The 18,054-nt window shown below is 61.6% G+C and carries 16 protein-coding genes and 1 pseudogene; 13 read left to right on the forward strand and 4 right to left on the reverse strand.

Annotation, left to right across the window (positions count from 1 at the left end):
• Positions 1–127: 127 nt before the first annotated feature.
• The 9 genes from V6607_RS02645 (at position 128) to V6607_RS02685 (ending at position 9,380) form a co-directional block, all read left to right on the forward strand.
• Positions 128–745, forward strand: a complete 618-nt coding sequence (locus V6607_RS02645; protein WP_134325635.1) for an NUDIX domain-containing protein — start codon at positions 128–130, stop codon at positions 743–745.
• Positions 736–1,185, forward strand: a complete 450-nt coding sequence (locus V6607_RS02650) for a DUF1249 domain-containing protein (protein ID WP_003209507.1) — start codon at positions 736–738, stop codon at positions 1,183–1,185. Before V6607_RS02645 ends, V6607_RS02650 begins: the two co-directional genes overlap by 10 nt.
• Positions 1,186–1,284: 99 nt before the next feature.
• Positions 1,285–2,100, forward strand: a complete 816-nt coding sequence (gene cpdA / locus V6607_RS02655; protein WP_087692532.1) for a 3',5'-cyclic-AMP phosphodiesterase — start codon at positions 1,285–1,287, stop codon at positions 2,098–2,100.
• Between the two features lie 49 nt (positions 2,101–2,149).
• Positions 2,150–2,758 (forward strand): YqiA/YcfP family alpha/beta fold hydrolase, encoded by a 609-nt coding sequence (locus V6607_RS02660; RefSeq protein WP_003209516.1) that lies wholly within the window; start codon positions 2,150–2,152, stop codon positions 2,756–2,758.
• A gap of 44 nt (positions 2,759–2,802) precedes the next feature.
• Positions 2,803–4,707 (forward strand): DNA topoisomerase IV subunit B, encoded by a 1,905-nt coding sequence (gene parE / locus V6607_RS02665; RefSeq protein ID WP_003209518.1) that lies wholly within the window; start codon positions 2,803–2,805, stop codon positions 4,705–4,707.
• Complete coding sequence (locus V6607_RS02670; protein ID WP_134325636.1) at positions 4,707–5,702, forward strand: esterase-like activity of phytase family protein; 996 nt, start codon at positions 4,707–4,709, stop codon at positions 5,700–5,702. Before parE ends, V6607_RS02670 begins: the two co-directional genes overlap by 1 nt.
• A complete protein-coding gene (locus V6607_RS02675; protein ID WP_008439113.1) occupies positions 5,699–6,220 on the forward strand; it encodes a TIGR02281 family clan AA aspartic protease in 522 nt (173 codons plus the stop codon). The genes V6607_RS02670 and V6607_RS02675 overlap by 4 nt, the downstream gene beginning before the upstream one ends.
• Before the next feature lie 10 nt (positions 6,221–6,230).
• A complete protein-coding gene (parC, locus tag V6607_RS02680; protein WP_003217539.1) occupies positions 6,231–8,495 on the forward strand; it encodes a DNA topoisomerase IV subunit A in 2,265 nt (754 codons plus the stop codon).
• A gap of 177 nt (positions 8,496–8,672) precedes the next feature.
• Positions 8,673–9,380, forward strand: a complete 708-nt coding sequence (locus tag V6607_RS02685; protein WP_003217538.1) for an ABC-type transport auxiliary lipoprotein family protein — start codon at positions 8,673–8,675, stop codon at positions 9,378–9,380.
• Between the two features lie 187 nt (positions 9,381–9,567).
• Here V6607_RS02685 and V6607_RS02690 read toward each other — a convergent pair whose 3' ends face one another.
• Positions 9,568–11,100 carry an AhpA/YtjB family protein gene (locus V6607_RS02690; RefSeq protein ID WP_008439111.1) on the reverse strand — a complete coding sequence of 511 codons (1,533 nt, stop codon included), beginning with the start codon at positions 11,098–11,100 and terminating at the stop codon, positions 9,568–9,570.
• Between the two features lie 134 nt (positions 11,101–11,234).
• Here V6607_RS02690 and serB point away from each other — a divergent pair, with 134 nt between their 5' ends.
• On the forward strand, positions 11,235–12,449 hold the full coding sequence (gene serB / locus V6607_RS02695) for a phosphoserine phosphatase SerB (RefSeq protein WP_003217536.1): 1,215 nt from the start codon (positions 11,235–11,237) through the stop codon (positions 12,447–12,449).
• Positions 12,450–12,569: 120 nt separating this feature from the next.
• Here the strand turns inward: serB and asd are convergent, their stop codons facing one another.
• Genes asd through V6607_RS02710 form a run of 3 tightly spaced genes read right to left on the reverse strand, consistent with a single transcriptional unit; the run spans position 12,570 to position 15,856 of the window.
• Entirely contained in the window at positions 12,570–13,430 is an 861-nt protein-coding gene (asd, locus tag V6607_RS02700) for an archaetidylserine decarboxylase (protein ID WP_134325637.1), read from the reverse strand.
• A 16-nt stretch (positions 13,431–13,446) separates the two neighbouring features.
• Positions 13,447–14,262 carry a rhodanese-like domain-containing protein gene (locus V6607_RS02705; RefSeq protein WP_102367974.1) on the reverse strand — a complete coding sequence of 272 codons (816 nt, stop codon included), beginning with the start codon at positions 14,260–14,262 and terminating at the stop codon, positions 13,447–13,449.
• Between the two features lie 58 nt (positions 14,263–14,320).
• Entirely contained in the window at positions 14,321–15,856 is a 1,536-nt protein-coding gene (locus tag V6607_RS02710; protein WP_003217533.1) for an HDOD domain-containing protein, read from the reverse strand.
• Between the two features lie 166 nt (positions 15,857–16,022).
• Between V6607_RS02710 and motA the strand changes: the two genes are divergently transcribed.
• The 3 genes and pseudogenes from motA to V6607_RS02725 all read left to right on the forward strand — a co-directional run.
• Positions 16,023–16,874, forward strand: a complete 852-nt coding sequence (motA, locus tag V6607_RS02715; protein ID WP_003217532.1) for a flagellar motor stator protein MotA — start codon at positions 16,023–16,025, stop codon at positions 16,872–16,874.
• Between the two features lie 3 nt (positions 16,875–16,877).
• On the forward strand, positions 16,878–17,900 hold the full coding sequence (gene motB, locus V6607_RS02720) for a flagellar motor protein MotB (RefSeq protein ID WP_134325638.1): 1,023 nt from the start codon (positions 16,878–16,880) through the stop codon (positions 17,898–17,900).
• A gap of 20 nt (positions 17,901–17,920) precedes the next feature.
• Positions 17,921–18,052, forward strand: a pseudogene (locus tag V6607_RS02725) (outer membrane lipoprotein carrier protein LolA); the annotation flags it as partial.
• Positions 18,053–18,054: the final 2 nt, after the last annotated feature.

Raw genomic sequence — 18,054 nt, forward strand, 5'->3', positions numbered from 1 at the left:
GAGTGAGTTTGACGCCCGCCGTCTATCCCGGCAACCGGAAAGGGGCTGCATCAAGGGGCACGAGCGCGTTAGGATGGCGCGATGTCGAGGCCGCCTCGACACCGCAAGGCAATAAACGAGGGTTGATATGACGGACACAGCGAAATCGACGCCGAGCAAGGTCGAGATTGTTCAGCGCGACAATGCCTACAAGGGCTTCTACAAACTGGATCGGCTGAAACTGCGGCACGAGAAGTTTGATGGCGGCATGAGCCGTGAACTCAATCGCGAAGTCTTTGTGCGTCATGACGCCGTGTGTGTACTGCCCTACGACCCGCAGCGCGATGAAGTGGTGCTGATCGAGCAGTTTCGCGTCGGCGCCATGGGGCGTACCGACAACCCGTGGCTGATCGAAATGGTCGCTGGCCTGATCGACAAGGATGAGCAACCGGAGGAGGTTGCACACCGCGAAGCCGAGGAGGAAGCTGGCCTTACATTCTCCGCACTCTGGCCGATCACCAAGTACTTTCCGTCGCCGGGTGGCAGCACCGAATTTGTCCACTTGTTCCTGGGTCGTTGCGAAAGCGCCGGGGCCGGTGGCGTCCATGGACTGGAAGAGGAAGCCGAAGATATCCGCGTCACCGTCTGGGTCTTTGAAGACGCTCTGCAGGCGGTACGTGACGGTAAAATTTCCAACGCAGCGAGCATTATTGCCCTGCAATGGCTTGCGCTTAATCGCGCGGAAGTGAGGGGGTTATGGCAGTAAAGGCACGGGAGCGATATCGGGTTGACCTGATCGGGCTGCAAGCAGCCTGCGAGGCCAACTATGCACGGCTGATGCGGCTGCTGCCGGACATGCGCCACACCCCCGAGGCGCGGCGCATTGCCGTGACTCACGGCGACCAGATGCTCGGCGTGCTGACCCTGGAAGTGATCGTGAACTGCCCGTACACCACCACCCTGCGGGTGCGTCAGGAGCACAGCCTGCCGTGGCTGCCGGTGCCGCAGCTGGAAGTGCAGGTGTACCACGACGCACGCATGGCCGAAGTGATCAGCGCCGAACATGCACGACGCTTTCGCAGCATCTATCCTTACCCCAACGTGTTCATGCACCAACCCGATGAGAAAGCACAGCTCAATGTGTTCCTCGGTGAATGGTTGAGTCACTGCCTGGCCCTGGGCCACGAGTTCGAAGTCGTTCGATAGATGTGAACTGCGTCCGCTTCACGGGTTTCCTCTTTGTGTCCTGCCCCAGCATAATCGCCTCAAATGTCCATTCCTGTGATCACGCCCTGGGAGAACGCCTTGCCGAGCGTATCCGCCTTGAACCCTGACGCTTCGGCGTTGCTGGTGCAGTTGTCCGACAGTCACCTGTTTGCCGAGGCGGACGGCGGCCTGCTGGGCATGAATACCCGCGAGAGCCTGCAACGGGTGATCGACACGGTGCTGGTGCAGCAGCCGCAGATTGATCTGGTGCTGGCCACCGGGGATTTGTCCCAGGACGGTACGCTGGAGTCGTATCAGGCGTTTCGTGACATGACGCGGCAGATTCAGGCGCCGGCGCGCTGGATCCCGGGGAATCACGATGAGCCGCAGGTGATGCTGCAAGCGGCGATCAACAGTGCGTTACTGGAACCGGTGGTGGATGTGGGTAACTGGCGGATTACCCTGCTGGACTCGGCGGTGCCGGGCTCGGTGCCGGGGTATTTGCAGGACCAGCAACTGCAACTGTTGGCGCAATCGTTGAGTGAGGCGCCGACTCGGCATCATCTGGTGTGTTTTCACCATCATCCGGTGTCGATTGGGTGCGCTTGGATGGAGCCCATCGGTTTGCGCAATCCTGAGGCGTTGTTTGCGGTGCTGGATCGGTTTCCGCAGGTGCGGGCGGTGCTTTGGGGGCATGTGCATCAGGAAATTGACCGGGAGCGCAATGGGGTGCGTTTGTTGGCTTCGCCTTCTACCTGTATTCAGTTCGCTCCCGGGAGTGAGGATTTCAGCGTGAGTGAGCAGGCACCCGGGTATCGCTGGCTGCGGTTGCATGCCGACGGGCGGTTGGAAACCGGTGTGGAGCGGGTGCAGGGCTTCGCGTTTCAGGTGGATTACGGTAGCAACGGCTACTGAGATTTCCCTGTAAACTGCGCCTCTTTGGCAGACCCACAGAGGACCCGGAATGTCCGCATCGATCTTGTATATCCACGGTTTCAACAGCGCACCAGCCTCCAACAAGGCCAGCCAGTTGATCACCGTGATGGACAGCCTCGGTCTGGCCGACCAACTGCGCGTGCCGGCCCTGCATCACCACCCCCGCCAGGCGATCCCCCAGTTGGAGGCGGCTATCCGTGACCTCGGAAGGCCACTGCTGGTAGGCAGCTCACTCGGCGGCTACTATGCAACCCATCTTGCCGAACGCCATGGCCTCAACGCCTTGCTGGTCAACCCGGCAGTCAGCCCTCATCGGATGTTCGACGGTTACCTGGGCACCCAGAAGAACCTCTACACCGATGAGACCTGGGAGCTGACTCACGACCACGTCGCGGCCCTGGCCGAGCTGGAAGTGCCGGCGCCCCAGGACGCCCAGCGTTATCAGGTGTGGTTGCAGACCGGCGATGAAACACTGGATTATCGCCTCGCCCAGCAGTATTACCGGGCCTGTGCCTTGCGCATCCAGGCCGGTGGCGATCACGGTTACCAGGGCTTCGCCCAACAGTTACCGGCGCTGTTGAGTTTTGCCGGCATAGGCTCCGATCAGTACCAATCCTTCGATTTCACCGCATTGTGAAACCGCAGGTTACTTTTTAATCGAACGACTCACGACGAGACCCCATGGCCACTCCCAGCGCTAGCTCTTATAACGCCGACGCCATCGAAGTCCTCTCGGGCCTCGACCCGGTGCGCAAACGCCCCGGCATGTACACCGACACCAGTCGGCCGAACCACCTTGCCCAGGAAGTCATCGACAACAGCGTCGACGAAGCCTTGGCCGGGCACGCCAAGTCGGTACAAGTCATCCTTCACGCCGACCATTCCCTGGAAGTGTCCGACGACGGTCGTGGCATGCCGGTGGACATTCACCCGGAAGAGGGTGTGTCGGGCGTCGAGCTGATCCTCACCAAGCTGCACGCCGGCGGCAAGTTCTCCAACAAGAACTACCAGTTCTCCGGTGGCTTGCACGGTGTGGGTATTTCCGTGGTCAACGCCCTGTCGAACCACGTACGGGTCAAGGTCAAGCGCGACGGCAACGAGTATCAGATGACTTTCGCCGATGGCTACAAGGCCACCGACCTGGAAGTGATCGGCACCGTCGGCAAGCGCAATACCGGCACCAGCGTGTACTTCGCGCCGGACCCGAAATACTTCGATTCACCCAAATTCTCCATCAGCCGCCTCAAGCATGTGCTCAAGGCCAAGGCTGTGCTGTGCCCGGGCCTGCTGGTCAGCTTTGAAGACAAAGGCACCGGCGAAAAGGTCGAGTGGCATTACGAAGACGGCCTGCGGTCCTACCTGGAAGACTCTGTCAGCGAATTCGAGCGCCTGCCGAACGAGCCGTTCTGCGGCAGCCTGGCGGGTAATAAAGAAGCCGTGGACTGGGCCTTGTTGTGGCTGCCGGAAGGTGGCGACAGCGTCCAGGAAAGCTACGTCAACCTGATCCCGACGGCCCAGGGCGGTACCCACGTCAACGGTTTGCGCCAGGGCTTGCTGGATGCCATGCGCGAATTCTGCGAATACCGCAGCCTGCTGCCGCGCGGCGTGAAGCTGGCGCCGGAAGACGTCTGGGAGCGGATCGCGTTCGTCCTGTCGATGAAAATGCAGGAGCCGCAATTCTCCGGCCAGACCAAGGAGCGCCTGTCGTCCCGTGAGGCAGCGGCGTTCGTCTCCGGGGTGGTCAAGGATGCCTTCAGCCTGTGGCTCAACGAACACCCTGAATTGGGCCTGGCCCTGGCGGAGTTGGCGATCAACAACGCCGGCCGTCGCCTGAAGGCCAGCAAGAAAGTCGAACGCAAGCGCATTACCCAGGGCCCGGCACTGCCTGGCAAGCTGGCGGACTGTGCCGGGCAAGACCCGATGCGTTCCGAGCTGTTCCTGGTGGAAGGTGATTCTGCCGGCGGTTCCGCCAAGCAAGCGCGGGACAAGGAATTCCAGGCGATCCTGCCCCTGCGGGGCAAGATTCTCAACACCTGGGAAGTCGATGGCAGTGAAGTGCTGGCCAGCCAGGAAGTGCACAACATTGCCGTGGCCATCGGTGTCGACCCGGGCGCGGCGGACATGAGTCAGCTGCGCTACGGCAAGATCTGCATCCTCGCCGACGCCGACTCCGACGGTTTGCACATTGCGACCTTGCTCTGTGCACTGTTCGTCCAGCACTTCCGCCCATTGGTGGATGCCGGTCACGTCTATGTCGCCATGCCGCCGCTGTACCGCATCGACCTGGGCAAAGAGATTTTCTACGCCCTGGACGAAGCCGAGCGCGATGGCATTCTCGACCGCCTGGTGGCCGAGAAGAAACGCGGCAAGCCGCAGGTCACCCGATTCAAGGGCCTGGGTGAGATGAACCCGCCGCAGCTGCGGGAAACCACCATGGACCCGAACACTCGGCGCCTGGTGCAGTTGACCCTGGAAGATTTCGCCGCCACCTCGGAAATGATGGACATGTTGCTGGCGAAGAAACGCGCGCCGGATCGCAAGAACTGGCTGGAGTCCAAGGGCAACCTGGCCGAGGTTCTGGGCTGATGCGCAGCGGTTTCGCCCTGGCGATACTGTTGTTGAGCGGGTTGGCGGCCACCTCGGTGGTCGCAGCGCCTGCGGCTGAGCTGAAGCTGTTGTCGGAACACCCGGTGGAAGGCATGCGCGGCGGTAACCTGTCGGGCCTGGCCATGTGCGGCAAGGAGTTGTGGACGGTGTCCGACCGCGACGACGATCAGATCTACCGTCTCGATATCAGTGCCGATACCTGGCAGGCCGAAACGGTGAAGATCGACGTGCCGCCGGTGCCGGAGTCCGGCTTGCCCTTTGGCTTGCGCTCGCGCACCAAGGCGGCGTCGTTGATTCGCGGTGGTGACCTGGATTTTGAAGGCATCAGCTGCGATGCGGCGGGCAACCGTTACATCGTCAGCGAAGCCCATGCGGCGGTGCTGCAAGTGCCGGTGAGCGGTGCGCCGGAGTGGTTGAAGATCGCCCCGGGCATGGTGCGTGAGGCTCGGGCCAATGGCATGCTGCTGCACTTCAATGCGTTGTTTGAAGGCCTGGCGGTGAACCCTGAGGGCAATCAAATCTGGCTGGCGGCTGAACGCGAGCGGCGCGGGTTGATTTCGATCAAGCGTCCGCAATCGCTCTGGGATTGCGACGGTCCTTGTGTGTTGTTGAGCGAGGCGGGCACCGAGATGCAGCCGGCACAGATGCCCAAGGCCAAGGCGGTTTCGCGCAATTTCTCTGACGTCGCGCTGTTCGAGGGCAAGCTGTTCACCCTCGAAAGCAGCCAGTTTCAGTTGTGCCGTCGTGATCCCGTGACGGCGAAGGCCGAACAATGCTGGTCCTACGCCGATGAAATGCTGGCGCCGCAACGCCAATACAACCAGCCCTACGGCCTGGCCGAAGCGTTGGTGGTGGAGGCCGATGGCGCGTGGATCGGCCTGGACAACAACTTCGGCGCCCGCGCCGATGGCGAAAAGCGGCCGGTGGTCTATCGTTTCGCCGCCCCTGCGGGTGGCTGGAGCGCCAAGCCATGAGTGCGCAACCACCCGGCAAGCGCGCCGGGCGTGTGTTGATGTTCGTCGCGTGGGGCGCCGGCCTGTTTTTGGCGACACGATTTTTTGGGCAGTGGGAAGCGCGACAGGAAAACCCCAATGCCGTGGTGACCTCGGAGCAGCACGAGGGTTATATCGAAGTAAAACTGCTGGGCAACGGCCAAGGGCATTTTGTCGCCACTGGCCAGATCAACGGCAAGCCGGTGCAGTTCATGCTCGACACCGGGGCCACCGACGTGGCGGTTCCGGCTGAATTGGCCGACCGTCTCGGGCTTGAACGCGGCATGCCGGTTGGCGTGAGTACGGCCAACGGGCGAACCCAGGGCTTTCGGACCGAGTTGGGCCGTCTGCAACTGGGCGATATCGTCCTTCGGGACGTGCGCGCCATCGTGGTACCGGGTTTGGGCGATGAACAGGTATTGCTGGGCATGAGTGCATTGAAACAACTTGAATTTACCCAGCGCAGCGGCACTTTGCTGCTGCGCCAGACCAAACAATGATGAGGCCCGCATGAGTGACATCCTTGCAGACAGCTTAGATGGCGTTGAACGCCGGTCGCTGGCTGACTTCACCGAAAATGCCTACCTCAACTACTCGATGTACGTGATCATGGACCGTGCCTTGCCGCATATCGGCGACGGCCTGAAGCCCGTACAGCGGCGCATTATCTATGCGATGAGTGAGTTGGGCCTGGACGCTGACTCCAAGCACAAGAAGTCGGCGCGTACCGTCGGTGACGTGCTCGGTAAATTCCACCCTCACGGCGACTCGGCGTGCTACGAAGCCATGGTGCTGATGGCCCAGCCGTTCAGCTACCGCTACACGTTGGTGGACGGCCAAGGTAACTGGGGTGCGCCGGATGATCCGAAGTCCTTCGCCGCCATGCGTTACACCGAAGCGCGTCTGTCGCGGTATTCGGAAGTGCTGCTGAGCGAACTGGGCCAGGGCACGGCCAACTGGGGCCCGAACTTTGACGGCACCCTCGACGAGCCGCTGGTGTTGCCGGCACGTTTGCCGAATATCCTGCTCAATGGCACCACGGGTATCGCCGTGGGCATGGCCACTGACGTACCGCCCCACAACCTGCGGGAAGTGGCCAGCGCCTGCGTGCGCCTGCTGGATGAGCCGAAGGCTACGGTCGAACAGCTCTGCGAGCATATCCAGGGCCCGGATTACCCGACCGAAGCAGAAATCATCACGCCTCGCGCCGACCTGCTGAAAATCTACCAGACCGGTAAAGGCTCGGTGCGCATGCGCGCCGTGTACCACATCGAAGACGGCGACATCATCGTCACCGCGCTGCCGCATCAGGTATCCGGGGCCAAGGTGCTGGAGCAGATTGCCGCGCTGATGCAGGCCAAGCCGTCGAAGCTGCCGCAAGTCGCCGACCTGCGTGACGAGTCCGACCACGAAAACCCGTGCCGCATCGTGATCATCCCGACCAACAGCCGGGTCGACCATGAAGTGCTGATGCAGCATCTGTTCGCCAGCACCGAGCTGGAGTCCAGCTATCGGGTCAACATCAACATCATTGGCCTGGACGGCAAGCCGCAGTTGAAGAACCTGCGGGCTTTGCTGGTGGAATGGCTGGAATTCCGGGTGCAGACCGTGCGTCGCCGCCTGCAATTCCGCCTGGACAAGGTCGAACGCCGCCTGCACCTGTTGGACGGCTTGCTGATCGCTTACCTCAACCTGGATGAAGTGATCCATATCATCCGTACCGCCGAGCACCCGAAGGCCGAGCTGATCGCGCGCTTCGAACTCAGCGAAATCCAGGCCGACTACATCCTCGACACCCGTCTGCGTCAGTTGGCGCGACTGGAAGAGATGAAGCTGCGGGACGAACAGGACGCGCTGCTCAAGGAACAAGCCAAGCTCCAGGCCCTGCTGGGCAGCGAGGCCAAGCTGAAGAAGCTGGTGCGCACCGAGCTGATCAAGGACGCCGAAACCTATGGCGACGACCGCCGCTCGCCGATTGTCGAGCGCGCCGAAGCCAAGGCCCTGACCGAAACCGAGCTGCTGCCCAACGAGAAAATTACCGTCGTTCTGTCGGAAAAGGGTTGGGTTCGCTCAGCCAAAGGGCATGATATTGACGCCACCGGCCTGTCTTACAAGGCTGGCGACGGTTTCAAAACCGCGGCGGCGGGGCGTTCCAACCAGTTTGCGGTGTTTATCGACTCCACCGGTCGCAGTTACTCGGTGCCGGCGCACACCTTGCCATCGGCGCGGGGGCAGGGCGAGCCATTGACCGGACGCCTGACACCGCCGCCGGGTGCGAATTTTGAGTGCGTGCTGCTGCCGGACGATGACTCGTTGTACGTCATCGCTTCCGATGCGGGCTATGGGTTCGTGGTCAAGGGTGAAGACCTGCAGGCCAAGAACAAGGCGGGCAAGGCGTTGTTGAGCCTGCCGAACAACGCCAAGGTGATCCTGCCGCGTCCGGTGGAAGATCGTGAAGGCAACTGGCTGGCGTCGGTGACGACCGAAGGGCGCCTGCTGGTGTTCAAGATCAGCGATTTGCCGCAGTTGGGCAAAGGCAAGGGCAACAAGATCATTGGTATTCCCGGGGAGCGGGTGGCCAGTCGCGAAGAGTACGTGACCGACATCGCCGTAATCCCGGAAGGCTCGACCCTGGTGTTGCAGGCCGGCAAGCGCACGTTGTCACTGCGCCCTGACGACCTCGAGCACTACAAGGGTGAGCGGGGTCGTCGTGGCAATAAACTGCCGCGCGGCTTCCAGCGAGTGGACGCTTTACTGGTGGAAACGCCCGTTTAAGGCGATATAGAGCGCCCGATCTACGATTTAACCCGTAGATCGACGCTTTCGCGCTGGAGTCATGGCGCATATTCACGGATGATATGGCCTTTCCAGCGCCGGCGTGGCTGAGCGCGTACAGGTTATTTTTGAGTATTACATTGTGGTTCGCCTTGTGGCAGCCACCTGGATGGGATGATGACTGCTCCGCGCCTTCCTTTATTTTTGTTGCTCGCTGGCCTTTTGGGCCTGGCGGGTTGCAGCACACACCAACCGGTGTCGCTGTATCAGCTGGACAGTGGAAGTCCGGCTCAGCCTGCACAAAGTGCCGGCATGGCTGTATTGCTTGGCCCTGTTGTAGTGGCCGACTATCTGCAACGTGAAACCCTGCTGCAACGTCAGAACGACGGCAGCCTGCAAGGTTCCACCGATGGCCGCTGGGCCGGTAGCCTTTCGTCCGACATCAATCAGTTGATGTTGCGCCAGGTGGCTGGCCACCTGGACAGCCAGCGTGTGGTATTGGCGCCGGCGCCGTTGGGTTTTGCCCCGGACGTACAGGTGCTGCTGACCATTACGCGACTGGACTCGGGCGTGTCGCAGCCCGCTATCCTCGACGCGCAATGGCGCTTGATCGACCGTCGTGGCCAGGTGCGGGATAACCGCATCGTGCACTTGCAGGAAGAGCACAGCGGCAGCACCGCGTCCCAGGTCCAGGCCCAGGGTGTGTTGCTGCAACGTTTGGCTGACCAGCTGTCGGTGGCCCTCAAGCCATTGGCCAATCAGCCAGCGGTGGCAGAAGCGCCACGCAAACAGGCCCCGGCGCAGCCCAAGGCTGCGGCACCAGAGAAGCCGAAGATGCCGATGGCCGTGCCGATTCGCACCGATATGGAAGTGTTCAGGTTCTGACCTGAATACAGACCAACAAAAAGGCCCGCTGATGAGCGGGCCTTTTGTTTGTGCGGGATTTGAGCGGTACGCAGATCTAATGTGGGAGCGGGCTTGCTCGCGAAGGCGGCCTGTCAGTCAGCCTATGTATCGACTGATCCGCCGCCTTCGCGAGCAAGCCCGCTCCCACATTGAGTTGCCTCGATCTTTAGTTCTTCGCCCGCGTCTCATGCATCCGCGCCAGCTGGCGCTCAAGCATCGACGGGTAAGGCTCCATCAACCGCTCCACACAGCACGCACCTTCAGGGCTGGCAATCGGGCGGATCCGCGCACGCTGGCGAATCAGCACGTCGTCACTGATCTTGCGTTCCACCAGCAGCAGGTTGCGGCTGTGTTGCGACAAGGCCAGCGCATCCTGGGCAATCTCGGTCAGGAGCAGATCGATCTGGCTCATGCCATACAGATCGTCGCCCACCGTCAAGCCCAATTGCAGTTGCAGGGTGATGCCGCTGTCGGCCACTTCGATTTGCAGCGCATGGCCCAGGGCCCGCAGCAGTTCACCGCAGCAGATGGCGTTGGTCAGGTAGTCTTCGCCGCTGTCTTCGCTGTGGAACAGCATCAAGGTGCTGCCGTCGTTCAGGGTGTGCAGTTCGCTCTGATACAGCGAGGCCGCCTGGTCGAGGCAGTCACGATAACGTTCCAGCAGCTCGGTCAGGCGTGCCCGCGGCAAGCGACGCAGTTGATCCTGTGCGCCCAGTTGCACGGCCAATACGGCGCTGTGCTGGGGCTGGGTGCTGCGCACCGGAGCAGGCTGCACAGCAGGAGCGGTTGGCACTGAAGTATCGCGAAGATCGGCGAACGGGTCTTCTTCGTCCAGTTCGTCTTCTTCTGCCTTGATCACATGACGGGTCGCCGGCTTTTGGGCCGCTACCGGCGCAGACTCGTCGAAGCTCGGGTCCCGCAGGTTGCGCACTTCAAACTCGGGCTCGTCGTCTTCGTAGTCGGTGTCGTCGAACTCGGGCTCGGGTTCAACCTCGGGCACTACGGGCTCCGGCGCGAAGCTGGTGTGCAGTTGGCGGGCGAGGTCGCCGATTTCGTCCTGGCGGTCGGTGGCCGGGGTGTGTTCATCGATATCCCGCAGCCAGATGCGCAGTTGCATCAGTGGCGTGGAGATATGCCGGCCCAGGCGCAGGCTCAAGGCCAGGGACAGTGCCAGCAGGATCGCACTCAAGATACCCATGCTTTGCAGGCTGATGGTCATCGGCTGCTGGAACTGTTGCATGTCCAGGCTGATGCGCAGTTGGCCGGCCTTCACGTCCTGAAACGTGATATTGCTCTGGTACAGGCCTTCGGCTTCACCCAGCAGGCCGTTTTTCGGGCGTTGCCCGGCTTCGGCCATGATCCGGTTGTCCACGCTATAGATAGCGGCGTGGGCCACCAGCGGGTTCTTGGTCAGGTTGTTGAGCAGCACGTTGAGGCTGAGGATGTCGTTGGACACCAACAACTCAGTCGCCGAGGTGGCGGTCTGGGTGGTCAGGCTCTCGCCCAAAGCGTCGGCTTGCTCGTGCATGGCCTGCTTGAACTGCAAACCCATCACGCAGGCGTAGATGACCAGGGCCAGGGCGACCAGGATCACGTTATGGCTGGCGATGCGTAATGCGATCGGTACACGGCGGTGGCGCAGTGCCCGGAAGATCAGCAGGAAGAAGTTATCGGTTTTTACTGGCGTGGGCCGGTTCACTTAAGCTCGGCTCTTTAGTCCGTGAAGTTGACGCGCAGTATAGCGACAGGCCCAAGACCGGCAAAGCGCTGGCTGTGCCCGATGGTCACTGAAAGTGGGTAGAATGCGGTTTTTTTCCAGCTCGGGGGTGCGCTTTGCGCGAAATTGTCCTGATTAACATCACAGGTGAGGACCGTCCGGGTCTCACCGCAGCCATTACCGGTGTTCTGGCCCAGGGTGGTGTGAACATTCTCGACATCGGCCAGGCAGTGATTCACGACACGCTGTCGTTCGGCATCCTGGTGGAAATTCCCAGCACCGAGCAAGCCTCGTCCGTGCTCAAGGACATCCTGTTTACGGCGTATAAGCTGGATCAGCAGGTGCGTTTCACCCCGGTGTCCGAAGAGGATTACCAGAGCTGGGTGGCCGGCCAGGGCAAAAAACGCCACATCGTGACCCTGTTGACCCGCAAGGTGACGGCCGAGCAATTGCAGCGTGTCAGTTCGATCACGGCTCAGTACGGTTTGAATATCGACCACATTGACCGTCTGTCGGGTCGTATGCCGTTGGACACGCCGGCGGACAAGGGCAAGGGCTGCATTGAGTTCTCCGTACGCGGTGAGCCGGCAGATCCTCAGGCCCTGCGTGCCGAATTCCTGAGCGTTGCCCAGGAGCTGAATGTCGATATCGCCTTCCAGGAAGACTCGCTGTTCCGCCGCAATCGCCGCCTGGCGGTGTTCGACATGGACTCGACGCTGATCGAAGCCGAAGTCATCGACGAATTGGCCAAGGCTGCCGGTGTAGGCGAGCAGGTTTCGGAAATTACCGAGCGTGCCATGGCTGGTGAGCTGGATTTCCGAGCCAGCTTCAAGGAGCGCCTGGCGCTGCTCAAGGGCCTGGATGTGAGCGTACTGGACTCCATCGGTGCCTCCCTGCGACTGACCGAAGGCGCCGAAACCCTGTTCGCCGAACTCAAGCGCCTGGGCTACAAGACCGCGATCCTGTCGGGCGGTTTCACCTACTTCGCCAAGCAATTGCAGGCCAAGCTGGGTATCGACTATGTGTTCGCCAACGAGCTGGAAGTGGTGGACGGCAAGGTGACGGGCGTCGCCGTGGAGCCGATTGTCGACGCACAGCGTAAGGCTGACCTGTTGCGGGAATTGGCACACAAGGAAGGGTTGCGTCTGGAGCAGACCATTGCGGTCGGCGACGGGGCAAATGACTTGCCGATGCTGGCGATTGCCGGGTTGGGTGTGGCGTTCCGGGCCAAGCCGCTGGTCAAGCAATCGGCCAAGCAGGCGATTTCGACTTTAGGGCTGGATGGCGTGTTGTACCTGTTGGGCTTTCGCGACCGCGACGGTCAGCTCTGAAGATCGTTCCCACGCTCTGCGTGGGAACGCCGCCCTGGACGCTCCGCGTCCGATTTTGAGGTTGAGACGCGGAGCGTCCCGGGATGCATTCCCACGCAGAGCGTGGGAATGATCGCTAGGTCAGGCTTTCGGTAAACCCATGCCCTGGCCCATCTGCACCGGCGTCCCCGCGCGCATTTCTGCCGACCATGTCACCTGGTCCGGCCCAAACAGCACGATCGCCGTCGAACCCAGCTTGAAACGTCCCAGTTCCGCGCCTTTTTCCAGATGGATCGGCCCGCGGGCAGCTTCGTCGTAGCGGAAGGTTTTCAGTTCGCGCTTCGGCGGTGTAACCAGGCCGGCCCATACGGTTTCAATCGACGCCACGATCATTGCACCCACCAGCACCACGGCCATCGGGCCACGTTCGGTGTCGAAAATGCAGGCAACACGCTCGTTACGCGCAAACAGTTCCGGCACATTTTCGGCCGTGGTCTGGTTCACCGAGAAGATTCGGCCAGGGATATAAACCATTTCCCGCAGGGTGCCGGCCAATGGCATATGCACCCGGTGGTAGTCCTTCGGCGACAGGTAAACAGTGGCGAAATTGCCGCCCATGAACGGCGCAGCCACCGCCGCATCGCCGCCCAGCAATTCCAGCACGCTGAAGCTGTGGCCCTTGGCCTGGAACACCCGGCCATGTTCAATCGGGCCCAACTGGCTGACCGCGCCATCGGCCGGGCTCAACACCGCGCCTGGGGTCTGATCCAGCGGGCGTGCACCGTCTTTCAGTGCGCGGGTGAAGAAGGCGTTGAAGTGCTCGTAAGCGGTCACGTCTTCAACCAGGGCCTGGGACATGTCCACTTGATAACGCTTGGCAAACCAGCTGGTGAACGCATTCTTGAACCAGCGCACGCGGCATTCGGCAATGCAACCGGCCAGACGCGACAGCAGGTGGTGGGGCAGCAAGTACTGGCTGAGGATGAACAACTGCTTTTTCATTAACTGTCCTTAAACCTTAAATCTCAACGGGGGTGTCGGGGTGGTTGCCCCATTCGCCCCAGGAACCGGCATAACCTTTGACTCGTGGATAACCGAGCGCCTTGGCCACCAGGTAGGTGAAGCCAGAACGGTGGTGAGTCTGGCAGTGGGTGATGATTTCTTTGTCGCGGGTCAGCCCGAGGTCTTCGAGGATCTGCGGCATGTCGCGGCGGATGCGCAGTTGGCGTGCCTTGTCCATGCCGGCGGTCCATTCGAAGTTCACCGCGCCCGGGATGTGTCCACCCTTGGCCGCGAGGACTTTCTCGCCGGAGTATTCCAGCGGGCCACGGGCGTCCCAGATGCCGAGGTCGGCAGCGCCGAGACGGCTTTGCAGGTATTCGCGGGTGGCGGTGGGTTCTTCATGCAACGTCAGGCTGACCGGGCCGCCGGCGCTGGCCGGTACCTCGGTGGACACTGGGTGTTTTTCTTCCAGCCACGCCAGCAGGCCGCCGTCGAGGTAGTGGTATTTCTTGTGGCCGATGACGTCGAGCATCCAGATGAATCGCCCGGCCCAGCCACCGCCTTCGTCGTCATACACCACGTAAGTGGCATCCGGGGTGTGGCCCAGTTCGCCGAACAGCTTTTCAAGATCGGCCTTGCCCGGCAGCAGGCCCGGCGCTGGTGGCTGGCCCAGTTGAGTGCGTTTTGGATCAACGAAACGTGCGCCGGGGATATGCCCTTCGGCGTAACGCGCAGCGCTGGTGAGGTCCACCAGGATCAGGTGTTCGGCATCGAGGCGACCGAGCAGGTCACTGGCCTCGATGACCAGCGGCAAGCCAGAGAAGTCAGGCATGTGAGGTCTCCTGGGCATAAAAATTGGGCGCTAAGGGAGGGCGATTGTAGCGCAAGCGTCAGGCACTGCGGTTGGTAAAGCTGTGCAGGGCCTTTTCGATGCATTGGGCGGTTTTGCCGAAGGCCTGCACGGTGGTTTCCGAGAACGGCCCGCCGCCCTGGTCGGCCACCATCAGCATCACCACCCGGCCATTGCAACTCAGGGAGCGCAGCAGCAGGTGTTCGCCCTTGAACAGGCGGCGCAGTTCCGGCGGCAGCAGTGCCGAGAACTGGGCGTGGTTGTCGGGGTTGAGGCGCACCTGGGCGGACTTGGCCAGCAGGCGTTGCAGCAGGGTGCTTTGCGCCACGTCGAGGCTCATGTGGTCGGCGTCCTTCGGCAGGCCGTCGACTTGATGCACACGTAGCGTGCTCAAGGTTTTGTCCGCCATCAGCAGCATCACCCGTTGCATGCCGCAGGCCACGAGGGCTTCCTTGGCGCAGGTGGTCAGGTGCATGGCATTGGCAAAGCGGCTCGGCTCTACGAGCAATTCGGTGCAGCGCTTGCGCCAGATCGCCAGGGACTCGGCGGTGGGTGGCGGTGCCGGCAGCAAGCCGTGGTGAACGCGCTGCACATCCCATGGCCAGATCAACGACAGCGCCGGGTGCCACAGGTCGCGCATCAGGGTGCTGCGGGCGCTGATCGCCGCGTGTTGGTGGGACTGTTGCTGCACTTCGGCCAACGGTTGCTGCAGGTAAAGCGCAGTGAGGTATTGCCAGCGCTGGGTGTGCGGGCAGGTCCAGGACTCCTGCGCCGCCAGCGCCAGGCCGTTGGCCAACAGCACAGTGTTGGCCGGCTGGTTCAGCCAGCGGCGCAGGTTCGGGTCGGCATCCAGCAACTGCTGTTGGCGCAACGGCTCGTCTTCACGGGCAATGCTCAGCGCCTTGACCAGCAAGCGTTGTTCCGTCAGCAGCAACGTATAACCCTGGGATACCCAGATCGGCAGGCGCCAGGTGTTGGTCAACCCCAGGCACAGGTCCAGCAGGCGTACGCCGAACAGCTCCTGTTCGACTGTGCGGGCCGATTCGCCCTTGTGAATCACCCGCAGCTCCCATTCTTCCAGCAGCTTGGGATAGGCAATCGCCATCGGCCACAGCGGCGAAAGGAACAGCAGGCTGCCCCAGTGAATGTCTTGCCACAACCGCGCCAGGCGGCTGGCGAACAGGCCGCTGGCTTGTTGCGACGCGTGCTGGCTGATCATCTGCAGCTGGCGCAGCGCCACGGGGATTTCATTCAGCGGCACGGAAGGCAGGCGCCGCAGCAACTCCTCGGTGCGCTTGAGGCCGAGGCGATTGATCGCCACTTCGAGGTTTTCTGCCGGCTCCGCGAGGCTGCCGTGGGCCTGGTTGTTGGCCTCGCGCATCACGCTCAGCACCAGCGCCGGGCTGTTCTGCATCAGCTCTGCAATATCCCGCAACGAACTGCGGTTGTCGCCGATGGCCTTGCAAACCCGGTCGTGGCTCGCCTGTGGAACAGGCAACAGCACATCGTCCAGGCGCTTTATCCAAGCGGCGAGAGTGGCGGGTTTTTGAGTTGGGACTGTCGTTTCATTTGCCATGATTGGGGCGCGATCATCACTTGCGGTCAACACGCCCGGGACGGGCCGAACTGGTTTTTCGCCATAACGGGCTATAGTCTGGCGCAGATTTGCCGATAAGTAGAACAAGAGTTTTCAACTCTTGCGAATATGACCCTGAACCCGACGGCGCAAGTACTCATCCCCTATGGCTAAAATTATCGGCATCATCGTCGTCATCGCGAGCGTGCTCGGCGGATACGTCCTTTCCCACGGCAAGATTGCGGCGCTGATCCAGCCTTTCGAAGTGCTGATTATCGGCGGTGCGGCGTTCGGCGCATTCCTGCAGGCCAACCCCGGCTACATGACGATGCACGTGATCAAGAAGTCGCTGGGCATGTTCAGCTCGCGCTTCTCCCACACCTTCTACCTGGAAGTGCTGGGGCTGATCTACGAGATCCTCAACAAGAGCCGCCGCGAAGGCATGATGGCCATCGAAGGCGACATCGAGGACGCCGCGGCGAGCCCGATTTTTGCCAAGTACCCGGCCGTGCTCAAAGACGAGCGCATGACCGCCTACATCTGTGATTACCTGCGCATCATGTCGTCCGGCAACATGGCGCCCCATGAGCTGGAAGGCCTGTTCGACATGGAACTGTTCAGCCTCAAGGAAGAGCTGGAGCACCCATCCCACGCCGTGACCGGCATCGCCGACGGCATGCCCGGTTTCGGTATTGTTGCCGCGGTGCTCGGGATCGTGGTGACCATGGCCTCCCTCGGTGAAGGCGACCAGAAAGCCATCGGCATGCACGTAGGTGCGGCACTGGTAGGTACCTTCTTCGGTATTCTCGCGGCCTACGGTTTCTTCGGCCCGCTGGCCACGTCCCTGGCCCACGATGCCAAGGAAGAAGTGAATCTGTACGAAGCCATCAAGGCCTGCCTGGTGGCTTCGGCTTCCGGCATGCCGCCATCGTTGGCAGTGGAGTTCGGGCGCAAGGTTCTGTATCCGAAGCACCGTCCAAGCTTCGCTGAGCTGGAACAAGCGGTTCGCGGTCGCTAAGCCATGGAAAACAACCAGCCGATCATCATCAAGCGCGTCAAGCGCTTCGCTGCGGGGCACCATGGCGGCGCCTGGAAAATCGCCTTCGCCGACTTTGCGACGGCGATGATGGCGTTCTTCCTGGTGCTGTGGCTGATGTCCACTGCCACGCCGGAACAGAAGATCGCCATCGCCGGTTACTTCAAGGACCCCATCGGTTTCTCCGAGAGCGGCACGCCTTTTGTGATCGACCTCGGTGGTTCGCCGCAACTGGCGCCCGAGCGCACCATCAACCCGGAAATCAAGACCGACTCGCCCCAGGAAAAGATCCCGATCGAGCGCGACACCGTCGAGAGCATGGCCGAACAGGTCGAGCAGGAACGCCTGGAATTGCTGCTGCAGGAACTGCAAACCAAGGTTGAGGAAAACCCGCAACTGCTGAAGTTCAAGGACCAGATTTCCTTCGAGATCACCCCGGATGGCTTGCGCATCCAGATCACGGACGCCGCCAACCGGCCGATGTTCGATTCCGGCAGTGCACGCTTGAAGCCGTACTTTGAAGACATCCTGCTGGCCATGGCCGACACCATCAAGGCGGTGCCGAACAAGATCAGCATCAGCGGCCACACCGACGCCAAGCCGTATGCAGGCCAGGGCGACTTCGGCAACTGGGAGCTCTCGGCCAACCGGGCCAATGCCGCGCGTCGTGCACTGGTGGCCGGCAGCTATCCGGACCCGCAAGTGGCACGGGTGGTGGGGTTTGCTTCCTCGCAGCTGTTTGATCCCAAGGATCCGTTCAACCCGATCAACCGACGCATCGATATCGTCGTACTGACCAAAAAGGCCCAGCGGGCGATTGAAGGCGAACCGCCTGCGACGCCACCGGTACCGACCCAGGGTGAAGGCGCGCCGGGCGAAGTGCCGGCAGACCCGAACGCACTGCCGCCCGAGCAGGAGCCGCTGCCAGCCCATGAGCTGCGGCAGAAGCTGAACCTGTTTGACGATGGCGGTGTGAAGGATCCGACTCAGCCAGCCACTGGCTCGTAAGCAGATACAAAAAGGCCGCGATGATCGCGGCCTTTTTGTATCTGCTACATCCTGTAGGAGCGAGCTTGCTCGCGATGGACGTTAACGATGACGCGTGCTCTCTGAATGCACGCGGCGCCCTCAAGCTTTTCGCGAGCAAGCTCGCTCCTACATG

Origin of the sequence: Pseudomonas sp. KK18, assembly GCF_037094675.1 — a bacterium.
In the GTDB taxonomy this organism is placed as follows: Bacteria; Pseudomonadota; Gammaproteobacteria; order Pseudomonadales; family Pseudomonadaceae; genus Aquipseudomonas.

Bases quoted from the DNA above. Each gene is read 5' to 3' on its own strand.
- V6607_RS02645 (WP_134325635.1), top strand. From the start codon at position 128: ATGACGGACACAGCGAAATCGACGCCGAGCAAGGTCGAGATTGTTCAG.
- V6607_RS02650 (WP_003209507.1), top strand. From the start codon at position 736: ATGGCAGTAAAGGCACGGGAGCGATATCGGGTTGACCTGATCGGGCTG.
- V6607_RS02660 (WP_003209516.1), top strand. From the start codon at position 2,150: ATGTCCGCATCGATCTTGTATATCCACGGTTTCAACAGCGCACCAGCC.
- parE (WP_003209518.1), top strand. From the start codon at position 2,803: ATGGCCACTCCCAGCGCTAGCTCTTATAACGCCGACGCCATCGAAGTC.
- V6607_RS02670 (WP_134325636.1), top strand. From the start codon at position 4,707: ATGCGCAGCGGTTTCGCCCTGGCGATACTGTTGTTGAGCGGGTTGGCG.
- V6607_RS02675 (WP_008439113.1), top strand. From the start codon at position 5,699: ATGAGTGCGCAACCACCCGGCAAGCGCGCCGGGCGTGTGTTGATGTTC.
- parC (WP_003217539.1), top strand. From the start codon at position 6,231: ATGAGTGACATCCTTGCAGACAGCTTAGATGGCGTTGAACGCCGGTCG.
- V6607_RS02685 (WP_003217538.1), top strand. From the start codon at position 8,673: ATGACTGCTCCGCGCCTTCCTTTATTTTTGTTGCTCGCTGGCCTTTTG.
- asd (WP_134325637.1), bottom strand. From the start codon at position 13,430: ATGAAAAAGCAGTTGTTCATCCTCAGCCAGTACTTGCTGCCCCACCAC.
- V6607_RS02705 (WP_102367974.1), bottom strand. From the start codon at position 14,262: ATGCCTGACTTCTCTGGCTTGCCGCTGGTCATCGAGGCCAGTGACCTG.
- V6607_RS02710 (WP_003217533.1), bottom strand. From the start codon at position 15,856: ATGGCAAATGAAACGACAGTCCCAACTCAAAAACCCGCCACTCTCGCC.
- motA (WP_003217532.1), top strand. From the start codon at position 16,023: ATGGCTAAAATTATCGGCATCATCGTCGTCATCGCGAGCGTGCTCGGC.
- motB (WP_134325638.1), top strand. From the start codon at position 16,878: ATGGAAAACAACCAGCCGATCATCATCAAGCGCGTCAAGCGCTTCGCT.